This window comes from Sphaerotilus mobilis, assembly GCF_004216565.1.
In the GTDB taxonomy this organism is placed as follows: Bacteria; Pseudomonadota; Gammaproteobacteria; order Burkholderiales; family Burkholderiaceae_C; genus Sphaerotilus; species Sphaerotilus mobilis.
In genome coordinates, this window is the sequence record NZ_SGWV01000008.1 from 606,580 (window position 1) to 622,441 (window position 15,862).

12 protein-coding genes are annotated in these 15,862 nt (G+C 67.3%); 8 read left to right on the forward strand and 4 right to left on the reverse strand.

Going from position 1 to position 15,862, the window contains the following annotated elements; all coding sequences use genetic code 11:
• Positions 1-59 precede the first annotated feature (59 nt).
• Together rpoD and EV685_RS08010 are read left to right on the forward strand one after the other, a co-directional pair.
• Complete coding sequence (rpoD, locus tag EV685_RS08005; RefSeq protein ID WP_130481462.1) at positions 60-2,402, forward strand: RNA polymerase sigma factor RpoD; 2,343 nt, start codon at positions 60-62, stop codon at positions 2,400-2,402.
• 129 nt (positions 2,403-2,531) lie between these two features.
• Positions 2,532-3,467: an adenylate/guanylate cyclase domain-containing protein gene (locus EV685_RS08010; protein WP_130481463.1), complete on the forward strand. Its 936-nt coding sequence runs from the start codon at positions 2,532-2,534 to the stop codon at positions 3,465-3,467.
• Between the two features lie 16 nt (positions 3,468-3,483).
• On the opposite strand, the gene EV685_RS08015 is transcribed toward EV685_RS08010, so the two are convergent.
• A complete protein-coding gene (locus EV685_RS08015) occupies positions 3,484-4,188 on the reverse strand; it encodes an HAD family hydrolase (protein ID WP_130481464.1) in 705 nt (234 codons plus the stop codon).
• 81 nt (positions 4,189-4,269) lie between these two features.
• Here EV685_RS08015 and hemH point away from each other — a divergent pair, with 81 nt between their 5' ends.
• Positions 4,270-5,367: a ferrochelatase gene (gene hemH, locus EV685_RS08020; protein WP_130481465.1), complete on the forward strand. Its 1,098-nt coding sequence runs from the start codon at positions 4,270-4,272 to the stop codon at positions 5,365-5,367.
• 28 nt (positions 5,368-5,395) lie between these two features.
• Positions 5,396-5,869 carry an RNA-binding S4 domain-containing protein gene (locus EV685_RS08025; protein ID WP_130481466.1) on the forward strand — a complete coding sequence of 158 codons (474 nt, stop codon included), beginning with the start codon at positions 5,396-5,398 and terminating at the stop codon, positions 5,867-5,869.
• 55 nt (positions 5,870-5,924) lie between these two features.
• Here EV685_RS08025 and EV685_RS08030 read toward each other — a convergent pair whose 3' ends face one another.
• Both EV685_RS08030 and EV685_RS08035 read right to left on the reverse strand, forming a co-directional pair.
• A complete protein-coding gene (locus EV685_RS08030) occupies positions 5,925-7,439 on the reverse strand; it encodes a DUF5666 domain-containing protein (protein ID WP_130481467.1) in 1,515 nt (504 codons plus the stop codon).
• Between the two features lie 47 nt (positions 7,440-7,486).
• Positions 7,487-8,377, reverse strand: a complete 891-nt coding sequence (locus EV685_RS08035) for a DUF6502 family protein (RefSeq protein WP_130481468.1) — start codon at positions 8,375-8,377, stop codon at positions 7,487-7,489.
• Positions 8,378-8,629: 252 nt separating this feature from the next.
• Here EV685_RS08035 and grpE point away from each other — a divergent pair, with 252 nt between their 5' ends.
• The 4 genes from grpE to EV685_RS08055 all read left to right on the forward strand — a co-directional run bounded on the left by grpE (position 8,630) and on the right by EV685_RS08055 (position 14,395).
• Entirely contained in the window at positions 8,630-9,160 is a 531-nt protein-coding gene (grpE, locus tag EV685_RS08040) for a nucleotide exchange factor GrpE (RefSeq protein ID WP_130481469.1), read from the forward strand.
• A 71-nt stretch (positions 9,161-9,231) separates the two neighbouring features.
• Positions 9,232-11,199 (forward strand): molecular chaperone DnaK, encoded by a 1,968-nt coding sequence (dnaK, locus tag EV685_RS08045; protein ID WP_275938344.1) that lies wholly within the window; start codon positions 9,232-9,234, stop codon positions 11,197-11,199.
• A gap of 176 nt (positions 11,200-11,375) precedes the next feature.
• Positions 11,376-12,527, forward strand: coding sequence for a molecular chaperone DnaJ (gene dnaJ / locus EV685_RS08050; RefSeq protein WP_130481471.1), 1,152 nt, complete (start codon positions 11,376-11,378; stop codon positions 12,525-12,527).
• Between the two features lie 188 nt (positions 12,528-12,715).
• Positions 12,716-14,395 carry a response regulator gene (locus tag EV685_RS08055; protein WP_130481472.1) on the forward strand — a complete coding sequence of 560 codons (1,680 nt, stop codon included), beginning with the start codon at positions 12,716-12,718 and terminating at the stop codon, positions 14,393-14,395.
• Between the two features lie 18 nt (positions 14,396-14,413).
• On the opposite strand, the gene EV685_RS08060 is transcribed toward EV685_RS08055, so the two are convergent.
• A complete protein-coding gene (locus EV685_RS08060; protein ID WP_130481473.1) occupies positions 14,414-15,580 on the reverse strand; it encodes a PA0069 family radical SAM protein in 1,167 nt (388 codons plus the stop codon).
• Positions 15,581-15,862: the final 282 nt, after the last annotated feature.

Sequence of the window (15,862 nt, forward strand, 5' to 3'; positions counted from 1 at the left end):
CGACAGCCTGGCCCCGCCGCCACGGCCGCCCACCGCCGAGTACCCAGCCGAGGAATCGCATGACCGCGAAAAAGCGCGCCCCCGCCCCTGCCACTGAAGCCGACGACAGCCTGAACGCCACCCCTGCCGCTGAGGCCGCACCGGCCAAGCCCGCACGTGCCGCCAAGGCCCCGAAGGCGGCCAAGGCGAGCGCCGAAGGCACCGACGCCGCTGATGCCCCTGCTGGCGACGACGCGGCACCGGCAGCAACCGGCGCCAAGCGCGGTCGCAAGCCCAAGGCTGCGGGCACCACCGAGCCGGCTGCCAAGAAGACCGACACCAAGAAGGTCGATCCGAAGAAGACCGACGCCAAGCCGACCCTCGAAGCCGAGGAAGACTTCACCGACATCGAGGCGGAACTGGAGGTCGAGGCCGAGGTGGAGGTCGAAGCCGAGGTCGAGGCCGTTGCCGTCGAGGAAGTCGGCGAGGACAAGCCCAAGGCCAAGCCGCTGCGCATGAAGGTCAGCCGGGCCAAGGAACGCGCGCTGATGCGCGAGTTCGGGCTGGACGAGACCACGCTCACCGAAGAGGAAGTCAACAAGCGCCGTTCGGAGCTGAAGACCCTCATCAAGATGGGCAAGACGCGTGGCTACCTCACGCACCAGGAAATCAACGACCACCTGCCCGAGAAGCTGGTCGAGGCCGAGATCCTCGAGGCCATCGTGTCGATGCTCAACGACATGGGCATCGCGGTTTACGAACAGGCGCCCGATGCCGCCACGCTGCTGATCTCCGGCAACAACACCAGCACCGCGACCGAGGAAGAAGCCGAGGAAGAGGCCGAGGCCGCGCTGTCCACGGTCGATTCCGAGTTCGGCCGCACGACCGACCCGGTGCGCATGTATATGCGCGAGATGGGCACCGTCGAGCTGCTGACGCGCGAGGGCGAGATCGAGATCGCCAAGCGCATCGAAGGCGGCCTGCAGGCCATGATGCTGGCGATCTCCGCATCGCCCGCGACCATCGCGGAGATCCTTTCGCTGGCCGCTCGCATCCGCTCCGGTGATGACCAGATCTCCACCGTGGTCGACGGCTTCGTCGCCGCCGACGAGGCCGATGACTACGTCGCCGAGGAAGACTTCGACGAGTTCGACGAAGAGGACGACGACGACGGCAACGGTGGCTCCAAGGCGCTGACCAAGAAGCTCGAGGAGTTGAAGAACCAGGCCCTGGTGAAGTTCGGTGCGCTGGAGATCGATTTCGAGAAGATGCGTCGTGCCTACGAGAAGGACGGCTACAAGTCGGCCCCGTACAACAAGGCCCAGGAAGCGATCAGCACGCAGCTGATGACCATCCGCTTCACCGTCAAGACCATCGAGAAGCTGTGCGACCTGCTGCGCTCGCAGGTCGATGACGTGCGCCGCTACGAGCGTGAGCTGCGCAAGATCCTGGTCGACCGCTGCGGCATGCCGCAGGAGTACTTCATCAAGGTCTTCCCGCCCAACATGCTCAACCTGGCCTGGGCCGAGGGCGAGGTCGCGTCGGGCAAGCACTACAGCGCCATCATGGGCCGCAACCTGCCGGCCGTGCAGGAACTGCAGCAGAAGCTGATCGACCTGCAGGCCAAGGCCGTCGTGCCGATCGACGATCTCAAGGAGATCAACAAGCGCATGAACGAGGGCGAGGCCAGCTCGCGCGAGGCCAAGCGCGAAATGATCGAGGCCAACCTGCGCCTGGTCATCTCGATCGCCAAGAAGTACACCAACCGCGGCCTGCAGTTCCTCGACCTGATCCAGGAAGGCAACATCGGCCTGATGAAGGCGGTCGACAAGTTCGAATACCGCCGCGGCTACAAGTTCTCGACCTACGCGACGTGGTGGATCCGCCAGGCCATCACCCGCTCGATCGCCGACCAGGCCCGCACCATCCGCATCCCGGTTCACATGATCGAGACGATCAACAAGATGAACCGGATCTCGCGCCAGCACCTGCAGGAGTTCGGCTACGAGCCGGATGCCCCGTCGCTGGCCGAGAAGATGGAGATGCCCGAGGACAAGATCCGCAAGATCATGAAGATCGCCAAGGAGCCGATCTCCATGGAGACGCCGATCGGCGACGACGACGACTCGCACCTGGGCGATTTCATCGAGGACACCAACAACACCGCGCCGATCGAGGCCGCGATGCAGGCCGGCTTGCGCGAGGTCGTGCGCGACATCCTCGACAGCCTGACCCCGCGCGAAGCCAAGGTGCTGCGCATGCGCTTTGGCATCGAGATGAGCACGGACCACACGCTGGAAGAAGTCGGCAAGCAGTTCGACGTGACCCGCGAACGCATCCGCCAGATCGAGGCCAAGGCGATCCGCAAGCTCAAGCACCCGAGCCGTTCGGACAAGCTGCGCACCTACCTCGACAACCTCTGAACGGTGGACCAGCCGGCGTGGAGCCGGCGCAACTTCTGCTTCTCGAAAGGCCCGCAAACGCGGGCCTTTTTCGTTTCCGGCATGCAGGTCGTGCGATGCGTCACGCGGTGCCAAGCTAAACTTTGGCGCATGTCGCAGACTGTCTCCTGCACCGTTCTCTTCGCCGATCTGCGCGGCAGCACCTCGCTCTACGAGAGCCTCGGCAATGCCGAAGCGGCCTCGGTGGTCACCCACAGCGTGTCTGTGGTCGGGAGGATCATCGAAGGCCAGGGCGGCCGCGTCATCAAGACCCTGGGTGACGGCCTGATGGCCGTCTTCCCCAATCCCCTGCCTGCCGTTCGATCGGCCGAGGAAGTCCACGAATCCATCGAACGCATCACCGGCTCATCCAGGCCCGCACGCAGCCCGGCCATGCGGGTGCAGATCGCCATGGTGCATGGCGAGATGATCGAAGTGGCCGGCGACTGCTTCGGCGACGCGGTCAACGTCTCGGCCCGACTGCTGGATGCCGCCGGCGACAACGAGACGCTGCTCACCACCCAGACCATCGAGGCCCTGCCGGTCGACATGCGCGACCGCTTCCGGCGTCTGGAGAAGCTGCACCTGCGCGGCCGCCTCGAACCGGTCGAGGTCTGGCGGCTGGAGCCTCGCCGGCTGCAAGACGCGGCCTCGACGATGTTCGGCGACTCCGCGCCGGCCAGCGCGCCCGAAGGCATCCGCCTGACCTGCGAAGGCGTGTCGCGCATCCACAGCGTGCGCAACCTGCCCGTCATCGTCGGCCGCAGCCACGAGGCCAACTACTGTGTCGACGACAGCCGGGTGTCGCGCTCACATTGCCGCATCGAGTGGCATGGCGGCACCTTCCAGCTGACCGACCTGAGCTCCAACGGCACCTATGTGCGCTTCGGTCGCCAGTCGGAAATCATCACGCTGCGACGCGGTGCCTGCACCTTGCATGGCCGTGGCGTCATCTGCATGGGCGTGAGCCCGAACGTGCTGAACGCGCCGACCATCGGCTTCGAGGTCCTGCGCTTCGACGACACCGATCCGCAGCCGCTGCTCTGAGGCCGTGTCGGCCGACTCAGTCGGCCAGCAGGCGGTCGGCCAGCACGGTCAGGTCGCCAATCACCCAGTGGTGACCTGAGGGCGCGCAAGGATCGATCTCGATCCGTCCGACGCGCTCCGGCTCGCGTCGCAGCCATGCGCTGTGCAAGCCGGCCGCACGGGCACCGACGATGTCGGCGGCATGGTCGTCACCCACGTGCATGACGGCATCCGGCGCGCAATCGAGCGCGGCACAGGCCTGATGGAAGATGCGCGGATCGGGCTTGGCCACGCCCGCCTGCCGCGCGCTCACTGAGCCCGCAAACCAGCGCGACAGGCCGGTGGCTGCCAGGTCCGCGTTGCCGTTGCTGACGGCCAGCAGGCGATGGCGCGAGGCCAGCCGATCCAGCGCATCGGCCACCTCGTCATAGAACACGACCTGCTGGCGGGCATCGAAGAAAGCATCGAAGGCCGGTTCGGCCAGCGCCGGGTCGTCACCAGCGGCCCTCAAGGCCTCCAGCAGCGAGACGCGCCGCAGCTGGCTCAGGTCATGAGCCAGTCCCGGGTGTCGTCGACCGACCTCGGCGCGCAGCTCGCGCATGGCGTCGATGCCATGCATCCGCGCGGTGGCCGGCGCATGTTCAGCCAGCCAGTCGTGCATGGCTCGCTCGGCCCGCAGCAGCGTGGGCAGCAGTGGCCAGAGGGTGTCGTCGAGGTCGAGGGTCAGCGCACGGATCGTCATGCGCGGATTGTCCGCGCGCGCCGTGGGCGGCATGCCGTTCATGGCCTTGGCGGATCAGCCGCTCGGCGAGAATCCGCGCCCATGCGCTATGCCACCGAACCCGCCCACCGCCACGGCCACGCACCCCGCGTCGGCGTGCTGCTCGTCAACCTCGGCACACCCGATGCCCCGCAGACCGACGCGGTACGCCGCTACCTGGCCGAATTCCTGTCCGACCCGCGCGTGGTCGAGATCCCACGAGCGATCTGGCTGCCCATCCTGCACGGGATCATCCTGCGCGTGCGACCCGCGAAGTCGGCCGCCAAGTACGCCAGCGTCTGGACCCAGGAAGGCTCACCGCTGGCCGTCTGGACGCGCAAGCAAGCCACCCTGCTGCAGGGCTATCTGGGCGAACGTGGCGAGCAGGTCGTGGTGTCCTGGGCGATGCGTTACGGCCAGCCCAGCATGGCTGCGGCGCTGGACCAGCTCAAGGCGCAGGGCTGCGACCGCATCCTCGTGCTGCCGATGTACCCGCAGTACTCGGGCACGACCACAGCCAGCGTCTGGGACGGCCTGAGCGCCTGGTGCGCCACGCAGCGCAACCTGCCCGAGATCCGCTTCGTGCGCCAGCACCACGACGAACCGGCCTACATCGACGCGCTGGCCGAGCGGGTGCAGGACTTCTGGCAACGCGAGGGCCGTGGCGACCACCTGCTGCTGAGCTTCCACGGCGTGCCCGAGCGCACGCTGCACCTGGGCGACCCCTACCACTGCCAATGCCTCAAGACCGGCCGCTTGCTGCGCGAGCGGCTGGGCCTGACGGCCGATCAGATGAGCCTGAGTTTCCAGAGCCGCTTCGGCAAGGCCAAGTGGCTGGAGCCCTACACCGAGGCGACCTTGAAGGCGCTCGCCAAGCGTGGCATCAAGCACCTGCAGGTCTTTTGCCCAGGCTTCCCGGCCGATTGCCTGGAGACGCTCGAGGAGATCGCCATTGAGGGACGCCACGACTTCCTGCAAGCCGGTGGCCAGCGCTACGAGCACATCCCCTGCCTGAACGACCACCCGGCCTGGATCCGCGCGCTGGTCGACATCGTCCAGCGCCACACGGCCGGCTGGCCGACCACGCGCGAGGACCAGCCGCGCCCGGCTGACCTGGAATCGCAGCGCCTGCGCGCCCTGGCGCTCGGCGCCCAGGCCTGAGCCTGGCAAGGCTGACGCGGGAACGACCATGAAGACGCACCACGCCACCGCCCAGCGCGCCGCCGAGTCCGCCAAGGCACAGGAAAGTGCAGGCGTGCGGCTCGACAAATGGCTCTGGGCCGCGCGCTTCTACAAGACCCGCAGCGTGGCGGGCGAGGCGATCGAAAAAGGCCGTGTGATGGTCAACGAGCAGCTCGCCAAGGCCAGCCGCACGGTGCGGGTGGGCGACATGCTGGCGGTGCGCCAGGGCGATTGCCCGCTGGCGCGACGCATCCTCGTCAAGGGCGTGTCAGACACCCGCGGGCCTGCACCCGTGGCGCAGCTGCTGTACGAGGAAACCGAGGAAAGCCGCTGCGCCATCGCGGCTTGGACGGCCGCTCGCCCCTACCAGGCCGACCCCGCGCAAAGCATCGAACAAGGCCGGCCGACCAAGTCGGACCGGCGCAAGCTGGTCGAGTGGCAGCGGTGGAGCGTGTCGCTGGATGACGATGCACCGCAATGAGTTCTGTGCTGAGCCAGGCCAGTGAACCGACCCGCTTCCCAGCAACATCAAGCGGTCAGGGCAGCCCGCTTTCCAGCTTGATCTTCATCGTCTTCTCGAACGATGCGACCGCAGCGGTCGGATCAGACGCGAGCGGGCCTTCGACTTCGACCAGGATGTCGTTCGTCCAAGACGTCGGATCGAGGCGATCGATCAGGCGGAAAAAGGTGGTGTCGGGCTGGTACTGCACACGTGCAATCGTGTCCGTGCCACGCACCGTCTGAACCAGATCGAAGGTGCTCGTCGTCCGATCCAGGTTCTTCACATAGCCCTTGCGCTCAACGACAGCGCCCAGCACCTCAACAGCCTTGCACTCGACCCGCGTGGCCAGGATGCCGGTGGCCGTGATGACGCCCTTGACCTCCACGAAGGTGCCGTTGTCACAGATGCCGTCCACCGTCACGGAGCCGGGCACGGTCACGGCGGTGTCGCGGACCTTGAAGCCGGTGACGGTGCTGCCCGCCAATTGAAGGCTGGAAAGACTGCCCTTGATCTCCGAGAGATCGACGTCGTCACCACGCCTGCGTTTCAGCTCGGTGGCGAAGAACACACCCGACCGGAAACTGCCGCGCACGCGGACGTAGTCGCCAGCAACCGGGATGTATTCGCTCGGGTTCTTGGCTGCAGCGGCGATGTTCACCTGTACGCCGTCGATCACCAGCACATTGCCGCTGACGCTGCCAATCACGCCTCCTTCGTAGTCCTCGCGGCCGCTCGTACTGGCCAATGCCCGCACGCGCACCGCTCGAGCCGTCAGAGCGCCGGTCGTGGCAGATGTGGTGCTGTAGTCGCCGGTGCCGGCGAAGACAGTGACCAGCTGGCCAGTGCCGACCGCCGTACCGGTGTAGTTCACGGTGGTCGCGCCGATCCGGAAAGACGTCGCCGTGGCGGCCTCGGTGATGCCGGTCAGTCGCAGGAACCCGGTGCGCGCCGGCGCCACGCGGCGCTCGATGCGGGTGGCCAGATGGACCAGGCTGGTGCCGGTGCCGCTGCGGGTCGCGTGGACCTCGACCAGATCGCCCTCCGCCGGCGTGTCGATCATCAGCGTGGCGGCTTGTTCCGTCGATGCCGGCACGATCTGAACGGTCTGACCCAGCACCTTGAATCGACCGTCGCTGCCGATGCCACCGGCCTCCACCACGCCGATCAGTGTCGGCTCGACCTCGATGCGCGCCGCCTTGCCGGCATCGTTGCTCACAGTCCCGCTGGCCTCAACAAGGGTGCGGTGCCCGAGCTTCACCTCGGTCAAGATTCGAAACTCTGCCTCGGCACCTTCGACCACCTCGACCTTGGCATCGCTGTCGTCGAACGTGATGCCATCCACGATCACGCTGCCAAAGCCATAGACGGTGCCGCTGGACACCCCCGTGCCGTTGGAGCCGACACCGTCGCCCCCACCGCCGCACGCGGCCACCACGGCCAGCGCCAGCGCCGCGAGGCCCAGTTGCCAGACTCGTTGCAGGCTCAGGCTGCGTTGGCGGGAGGGCGACGTGACGCCTGCGAGGGATTCCGGACCGTGACGGTCAGACATGGGTGGCTCCGTGGGACCTGGGCAGACGAAGTCGAGCGAACAAGCACTCAGACCAGCTTGGATGAACCGTCCGGCTTGCCTGGTGCGCCCTTCGGCGGCACTGGCTCGTGGTAGTAGTACACGCCGAAGCGCATGCGGTAGGGCGTGTCTTCGCGGGCATTGTCGGCGCGCACGCACTCGGTTGCGGCGGCCACCATCCCGTCGAATGCGGGGGCCCAGAGGTCCCGGGCAACCGCCGCCAGCTTCAGGCCAGAGTCCTCGCTGAGGCCATTGGCGTAGACACTCTGTTCCAGGAACTTGAAGCCCTGCTGGCCGACCGCGAGGTTATGCACCGCAGCGGCCAGATGGTCCGCCGCATTGACGGCCAGGGTCTGCGCCGCGCTCTCGTCTTCCGGGCGGCTGACGAAGCGTTCGGTGCTCAGGCAGACCTGCTCGCCCTCGACCGTCACCACGCCCAGGCGTTGGAGTTCTTCCAGCAGCGTGCGCGGGTGCACGTCGCTGGACGTTTCGCGCGCCAGCGACTCGAAGCTGGGCGCCTCGCCGTGGCGAGGCAGACAGGTCACCACCTTGTGGGTGACGGGGTCGCGAAAACGGGTGTCCGTCACCCAGCGGGTGAAAAGCACCGATGCCGGGGTCGGCACCAGCGGTGCCGTCGGCAGGGCCTCGTTGGACAGCGCACGCACATCCTTGCGGTGCACGCCCGACAACACGCTGAGGGCAGAGTCGGTGACCTTGGTGCCCTTGCGCTGCAACTCGTTGCGCGCCTCGGCCAGGAAGACCTGCTTGAGCAGCTGGGTCAATGCACCATAGTGGACGCCGCGGCGCAGCAGCCAGCGCACGACCGGTCGCAACACCACGGCGGCGCCGTCCAGGGCCTGTTGGGCCCGAGGGTCGTGACCGACGGCTTGGCCGGGGTCAACTCCGGGAAGTTCGCTCATAGACTGCGGCTCGGCTCGACGAAGGGCATCAAAGGCTGGGGCGTCCGATGCGGGTTTCGCTATGGGATATTTTCCCAGTAGTGTAGCGATTTTTTCCCATCCGTGCCGCCTCGCAATGTAACGCCAACGCCTGCATGAATCGGGGATTTCGGCCCTCTTGAATTCAAGGACTTGGCCGCCAGTTGCCGACGAACCGCCAAGCCGGATGCTGTTCCGCGAGGCCTTCCCTTCCCTGCAGCCACCCTGAACCCCATGCACGCAGAAGATCCCAACGCCCAGGCCGTCGAAGCCCAGGGCCTGAGCCAGGAGAACCTGGACGATCCGCTGGCCCGCATCGCCGAGCTTGAAGCCAAGAACGCCGAGCTGGCCGACGCCTACCTGCGGGCCAAGGCCGAGGCCGACAACACCCGCCGCCGCGCCGATGACGAGATCGCCAAGTCGCGCAAGTTCGCGCTGGAATCCTTCGCCGACAGCCTGCTGCCGGTCAAGGACAGCCTGGAGGCGGCGATTGCCACCCACCTGAGCGGTCAGGGCACGCCCGAGCAGATGCTCGAAGGCGTGCACGCGACGCTGCGCCAGCTCGGCCAGGCGCTGGAGCGCAACAAGGTCCTGGAGGTCAATCCGCCCGCCGGCACCAAGTTCGATCCGCACCAGCATCAGGCGATCAGCATGGTGCCGGCCGATCAGGACGCCAACACTGTCGTGGCCGTCCTGCAAAAGGGCTACACGATTGCCGAGCGCGTGCTGCGCCCGGCACTGGTCACGGTGGCCGCTCCGAAGTGAGCCATCGCAAGGCAAGGCCCGCAGCGGCCTCTTGAAAGACCCGGCGCGAGCCACAGATCCACGACAACACACTGCATTCCCGGAGAACACACATGGGCAAGATCATCGGCATCGACCTCGGCACCACCAACAGCTGCGTCGCCATCATGGAAGGCAACAGCACCAAGGTGATCGAGAACAGTGAAGGCGCGCGCACGACGCCTTCGATCATTGCGTACCAAGAAGACGGCGAGATCCTGGTCGGCGCCTCGGCCAAGCGCCAGGCAGTCACCAACCCGAAGAACACGGTCTACGCCGCCAAGCGCCTGATCGGCCGCAAGTTCACCGAGAAGGAAGTGCAGAAGGACATCGACCTGATGCCCTACAAGATCTCGGCGGCCGACAACGGCGACGCCTGGATCGAGGTGCGCGGCAAGAAGCTCGCGCCGCCGCAGATCAGCGCCGAAGTCCTGCGCAAGATGAAGAAGACCGCCGAGGACTACCTGGGCGAGGAAGTGACCGAGGCCGTCATCACCGTGCCGGCCTACTTCAACGACAGCCAGCGCCAGGCCACCAAGGACGCCGGCCGCATCGCCGGCCTGGACGTCAAGCGCATCATCAACGAGCCGACCGCTGCGGCCCTGGCCTTCGGCCTGGACAAGCACGGCAAGGGTGATCGCAAGATCGCCGTCTATGACCTGGGCGGTGGCACGTTCGACATCTCGATCATCGAGATCGCGGACGTCGACGGCGAGATGCAGTTCGAGGTGCTGTCGACCAACGGCGACACCTTCCTGGGCGGCGAGGACTTCGACCAGCGCATCATCGACTTCATCATCAGCGAGTTCAAGAAGGACCAGGGCGTCGACCTGACCAAGGACGTGCTGGCCCTGCAGCGCCTGAAGGAAGCCGCCGAGAAGGCCAAGATCGAGCTGTCCTCGTCGACCGCGACGGACGTCAACCTGCCCTACATCACGGCCGATGCGACCGGTCCGAAGCACCTCAACGTCAAGCTCAACCGCGCCAAGCTGGAGAGCCTGGTCGACGAGCTGATCGAGCGCACGATCGCGCCCTGCCGCACCGCGATGAAGGATGCCGGCGTGAGCGCCGCGCAGATCGACGACATCATCCTCGTCGGCGGCATGACCCGCATGCCCAAGGTGCAGGACAAGGTCAAGGAGTTCTTCGGCAAGGAGCCGCGCAAGGACGTCAACCCCGATGAGGCCGTGGCCGTCGGTGCCGCCATCCAGGGCCAGGTCCTGGGCGGCGAGCGCAAGGACGTGCTGCTGCTCGACGTCACCCCGCTGAGCCTGGGCATCGAGACCCTGGGCGGCGTGATGACCAAGATGATCGCCAAGAACACGACCATCCCGACCAAGTTCTCGCAGACCTTCTCGACCGCCGACGACAACCAGCCGGCCGTGACGATCAAGGTCTACCAGGGCGAGCGCGAAATGGCCGCCGGCAACAAGAGCCTGGGCGAGTTCAACCTCGAGGGCATCCCACCGGCCGCGCGTGGCACGCCGCAGATCGAGGTGACCTTCGACATCGACGCCAACGGCATCCTGCACGTGGGCGCCAAGGACAAGGCCACCGGCAAGGAAAACAAGATCACCATCAAGGCGAACTCGGGCCTGTCGGAAGACGAGATCCAGAAGATGGTGCGCGACGCCGAGGCCAATGCGGCCGAGGACAAGAAGAAGCTGGAAGTGATCCAGGCGCGCAACCAGGGCGATGCGATGGTGCACTCGGTGCGCAAGTCGCTGACCGAATACGGCGACAAGCTCGACGCGGGCGAGAAGGACAAGATCGAGCTGGCCGTGAAGGAACTCGAAGAAGTCCTCAAGGGCGAGGACAAGGACGCCATCGAGGCCAAGACCAATGACCTGATGGCGGCCAGCCAGAAGCTCGGCGAGAAGGTCTACGCCGACATGCAGGCGCAGCAGGCGGCGGCCGGCGGCGCGGCTGAAGGCCAGGCGGCCGGTGCAGCCGGTGCCTCGGCCAAGGCCGACGACGCCGACGTGGTCGACGCCGAGTTCAAGGAAGTCAAGAAGGGTTGATGCCCGGCAGGTCCGGTGCGGCCGCGAGGTCGCCCCGGTCCTGGACCACGCCGCGCCAGGGCTGCAGACCTCTCTGCGACCCGGCGCGGCGTTCCCGCATCCAAGACCCCCCCTCCAACCCCAAGACAAGCTCGGCGCCGGCCTCCGGCCCGTGGCGACCAGCAGGCAGCACGCCCATGGCAAAGCGCGACTACTACGAAGTCCTCGGACTGGCGAAGAACGCCCCCGAGGACGAGATCAAGAAGGCCTACCGCAAGCTGGCCATGAAGTTCCACCCCGACCGCAACCAGGGCGACGGGGCCAAGGAAGCCGAGGAGAAGTTCAAGGAGGTCAAGGAGGCCTACGAGATGCTCTCGGACGCGCAGAAGCGCCAGGCCTACGACCAGTTCGGCCATGCCGGCGTCGACCCGAACGCGGGCGGTGCCGGCTTCCGCCCGGGCGCGGAAGGCTATGGCGGCTTCGCCGAGGCCTTCGGGGACATCTTTGGCGACATCTTCGGCCAGCAAGGCGGCGGTGGCGGCGGTCGTCGCGGTGGCCAGCAGGTCTACCGTGGCGCGGACCTGTCCTACGCGATGGAGATCACGCTGGAGGAAGCAGCGCACGGCAAGGAAAGCCAGATCCGCATCCCCACCTGGGAAGAGTGCGACACCTGCCACGGCAGCGGCGCCAAGCCCGGCACCAGCGCCAAGACCTGCACGACCTGCCACGGCTCGGGCACGGTGCACATGCGCCAGGGCTTCTTCAGCATCCAGCAGACCTGCCCGCACTGCCACGGCAGTGGCAAGGTCATCCCCGACCCCTGCACGACCTGCAACGGCGCGGGCAAGCTCAAGAAGCAGAAGACGCTGGAGGTGAAGATCCCGGCGGGCATCAACGAAGGCCAGCGCATCGCCCTGCGCGGCCACGGCGAGCCCGGCACGCACGGCGGTCCTGCGGGCGACCTGTATGTCGAGATCCGCATCAAGCAGCACGACATCTTCGAGCGCGACGGCGACGACCTGCACTGCACCGTGCCTGTCCCGCTGACCACCGTCGCGCTGGGCGGCAGCATCGAGGTGCCGACGCTCAACGGCTCCGCCGAGATCGAGCTGCCCGAGGGCACCCAGCACGGCAAGACCTTCCGGCTGCGCGGCAAGGGCATCAAGGGCATCCGGTCGAGCTACCCGGGCGACCTGTACTGCCACATCTCGGTGGAGACGCCGGTCAAGCTGACCGAGCACCAGCGCAAACTGCTCAAGGAGCTCGACGAATCCTTCCGCAAGGGCGGCGACAAACATTCGCCCAATGCGAAGAGCTGGACTGACCGGGTCAAGGACCTGTTCAAGTGAACCGTTCCGCCCGCCGGTTCCTGACCGCCAGATGAATCAAGGCCGCCTCGTGCGGCCTTTTTCATGTCCGGCGCCCGAACAGGCCGGGGCAGACTCAAGTTGAAAGTTTCGCTGCCGATCTCGCAAGGGCACCAAGGCCGTCCGCCCCAGCGGACCGGCCCGCCCGAACCCCCAGCCGTACGCGAGACATGACAAGAGCCGACCCCGACCTGCAGACCTGCCGAGCCCTGGTGATCGACGGCAACGTCACCTCACGCAGCACCCTGGTCGGCATGTTGCGGGAGATGGGCGTTGGCGTGGTCAACCAGTGTGGTCGCACGGTCGACGCCCGCCGCCTGCTGGAGCACCGGCAGTACGACGTGGTGGTCTGCGAGCAGTACTTCGACCAGCAGGCCATGAACGGCCAGGAACTGCTCGACGAGCTGCGCCGGGCCCAGCTGCTGCCCTTCTCCACCGTCTTCGTGATGGTCACCGGCGAGGCCACCTACGCCAAGGTGGCCGAGGCGGCCGAGTCGGCGTTGGACAGCTACCTGCTCAAGCCCCACAACGCCGAGACACTGCGCGAGCGGGTGCGCCAGGCGCGCCACCGCAAGCGCGTGCTCAAGCCCATCTTCGATGCCATCGAGCAGGGCCGGCTGGACGAAGCCGCCGGGCACTGCATGGCCCGCTTCGACACCCGTGGCGAGTTCTGGCTCTACGCCGCCCGCATCGGCGCGGAACTGCTGCTGCGGCTGGATCGCCACGACGAGGCCCGCGCGGTCTTCGAGGCCATCCGCGCCACCCGCGCCCTGCCCTGGGCGCGCCTGGGCATAGCCCGGGCCGAGATGGAGGGCGGCACGCCGCAGCAGGCTCGGCGCACGCTCGAGAACCTGATCAGCAACAACACCGGCTTTGCCGATGCCTACGACGTGATGGGCCGCGTGCAGGTCGAACAGGGCGACCTGGTCGAGGCGCTGGCAACCTACCGGCGCGCCTGCGAGATCACGCCGGCCAGCATCACGCGGCTGCAGAAGTTCGGCACGCTGGGCTTTTACGTCGGCGACTGGCCCGAGGCGATGAAGGCGCTGGAGCGGGCGATGGTCACCGGCATGTCCAGCAAGATGTTCGACGCCGAGTCGCTGCTGCTGCTGGCCTTGATGCGCTTCGATTCGTCCGACCCGCGGGCCTTCCAGCGTGTGGCCGGCAACCTCGATCACCTGGTCGAGAAGAACCCCGGCAGCACCCGCCTCGATCGCATGCGCGACATGGTCGACGTGTTGCGCGCCCTGGGCGAACGCCGCATCGCCGTGGTGATTGAGCGCATCCGCGATCTGGCCGGCGGCATCCGCGACGAGGACTTCGATTTCGAGGCCGCCAGCAACCTGATCGCGTTGCTGGCGCTGCTCGGGCGCACCGAGGTGCAACTGGCGCAGGCCGAGGAATGGATCCGCGACATCGCCCTGCGCTTTTGCGTCTCCAAGGCGGCCGTCGACCTGCTGTCGGCCGCCACGCGCAGCCATGAGGTCTACCGGGGCCTGATCGTCGGGGCCTACCAGTCCATCTCGGCGGCGGCCGAGCAGGCCATGAACCACAGCATCAAGGGCGCACCGGATGCCGCCGTGCGCACCCTCATCGGCCAGGCCCGCAAGTCGCTCAATGCCAAGCTGCTGGAGCTGGCCGCCAAGGTGCTGCAGCGCTATGAAAGCCGGATCGAGGATCACCAGGCGCTGCGCGGGCAGGTCGACGGCATGCTCAAGCAGCACTGCGCCAAGGGCACCCGCATCAACCTGAACGAGAACGGCCGCAGCCCCGGCGGGCTGGCCTTGCGGCTGGACCGGGTCGTCAAGGTCGATGCCATCGGCACGGCGCCCGCCTTGGCGGCCGGATGATCTGCCCGGGCGCCGTGTTCAGAACAGATCATGTTGCAGATCCACAGGCCTGGCAGGACCCGGACGGCTGGGCGGCACGAAGGCGCTGACGTCGAGCACGGGCGTCTGCCGGACCAGTCCGACCCGCGCCGCGCCCTTCTCGACCCGCTGGCGCAACAGCGTCGCCCAGGTGCCCTGGCCCTTCATGCGGCTGGCGAAATCGGCGTTGTAGTCCTGCCCGCCACGCATCTCGCGGATCCGGGCCATGACCCGGTCGGCGCGGTCGGGGACGTGAATCTGCAGCCAGTCGCGGAACAGCGGCGCGACCTCCCAGGGCAGCCGCACGACGGTCCAGTGGGCGCTGCGCGCGCCGGCCTCGGCAGCGGCTTCGAGGATGTGCTCGATCTCCGGCTCGTTGACGAAAGGGATGATGGGCGCGACGTTCACGCCGACCCAGACCCCCGCATCGGCCAGCGCGCGGATGGTGGCCAGCCGCCGCGCCGGTGCTGCGGCGCGCGGCTCCAGCCGGGCCGACAGACGCGCGTCCAGCGAGGTCACGCTGACGAACACGATCAGCTGCTGGCGCGCGGCCATGCGTGCGAGCAGGTTCAGGTCGCGCACGATGCCGCCGGACTTGGTGACGACGGTGGCCGGATGGCAGGTCTCGTCGAGCACCTCCAGCAGCGCGCGGGTCAGGCGGTGCGTGCGTTCGATCGGCTGGTAGGCATCGGTGGCCGACCCGATGTTGATCGGGCTGGGCCGGTAGCCCGGCCGCGCCAGCTCGGCGCGCAGCCGTTCGGCCGCATTGGCCTTGGCCACCAGCTGGGTCTCGAAGTCCAGCCCGGGCGACAGGTTGAGGTAGCTGTGGGTCGGCCGGGCATAGCAGTAGATGCAGCCGTGTTCGCAGCCCCGGTAGGGGTTGACGGCCGATTCGAAGGGCACGTCCGGCGAGTCGTTGCGGCTGAGGATGCGGCCGGCCTGCTCGATCCGGACCACGGTGCGCGGCCCGCGTGGTGGCGGCGAACCAGCGCCGGCCTCGTCAGCGGCCGTGGCCTCGTCCTCGCCGGGCCAGCCGTCGTCGGTGTCGGCGCGCTGTTCGCGCTCGAAGCGGTGGGCGATGCGCCAGCCGGTGCCGCGTCCCCGCAAGGCCGTAGCCTGGCGCGGCAGTTGCTCGGGTGGGCCAGGGTCTTCGTCGATCGGTGGCATGGCAGGTCTTTCGGCAACAGAGCTGTATGAATATACAGTCCCGCCGGAACCCCGTTAGAACGCCGCCGGAACCCCGTCACAAGCCCGGCGGCTCCGGCGTCCGTCATGCAACGCCCGAGGTAAAGCCCGAAGTAACGGTCATGGCGCCTGACGTGCCGCAGGACCCTGAGCAATATCCACGTTCGCGGCGACCGGTGTCCGGGACTTGTCGTGCCCATGGACCACAATCTTCTGCACACAACATGAACACGACGGCTGAGGACCTGCCGCAGGGATGGATTC

Excerpts from the sequence above, each read along its gene's own strand:
- rpoD (WP_130481462.1), top strand. The coding sequence starts at position 60 with ATGACCGCGAAAAAGCGCGCCCCCGCCCCTGCCACTGAAGCCGACGAC.
- EV685_RS08010 (WP_130481463.1), top strand. The coding sequence starts at position 2,532 with ATGTCGCAGACTGTCTCCTGCACCGTTCTCTTCGCCGATCTGCGCGGC.
- EV685_RS08015 (WP_130481464.1), bottom strand. The coding sequence starts at position 4,188 with ATGACGATCCGTGCGCTGACCCTCGACCTCGACGACACCCTCTGGCCA.
- hemH (WP_130481465.1), top strand. The coding sequence starts at position 4,270 with ATGCGCTATGCCACCGAACCCGCCCACCGCCACGGCCACGCACCCCGC.
- EV685_RS08025 (WP_130481466.1), top strand. The coding sequence starts at position 5,396 with ATGAAGACGCACCACGCCACCGCCCAGCGCGCCGCCGAGTCCGCCAAG.
- EV685_RS08030 (WP_130481467.1), bottom strand. The coding sequence starts at position 7,439 with ATGTCTGACCGTCACGGTCCGGAATCCCTCGCAGGCGTCACGTCGCCC.
- EV685_RS08035 (WP_130481468.1), bottom strand. The coding sequence starts at position 8,377 with ATGAGCGAACTTCCCGGAGTTGACCCCGGCCAAGCCGTCGGTCACGAC.
- grpE (WP_130481469.1), top strand. The coding sequence starts at position 8,630 with ATGCACGCAGAAGATCCCAACGCCCAGGCCGTCGAAGCCCAGGGCCTG.
- dnaJ (WP_130481471.1), top strand. The coding sequence starts at position 11,376 with ATGGCAAAGCGCGACTACTACGAAGTCCTCGGACTGGCGAAGAACGCC.
- EV685_RS08055 (WP_130481472.1), top strand. The coding sequence starts at position 12,716 with ATGACAAGAGCCGACCCCGACCTGCAGACCTGCCGAGCCCTGGTGATC.
- EV685_RS08060 (WP_130481473.1), bottom strand. The coding sequence starts at position 15,580 with ATGCCACCGATCGACGAAGACCCTGGCCCACCCGAGCAACTGCCGCGC.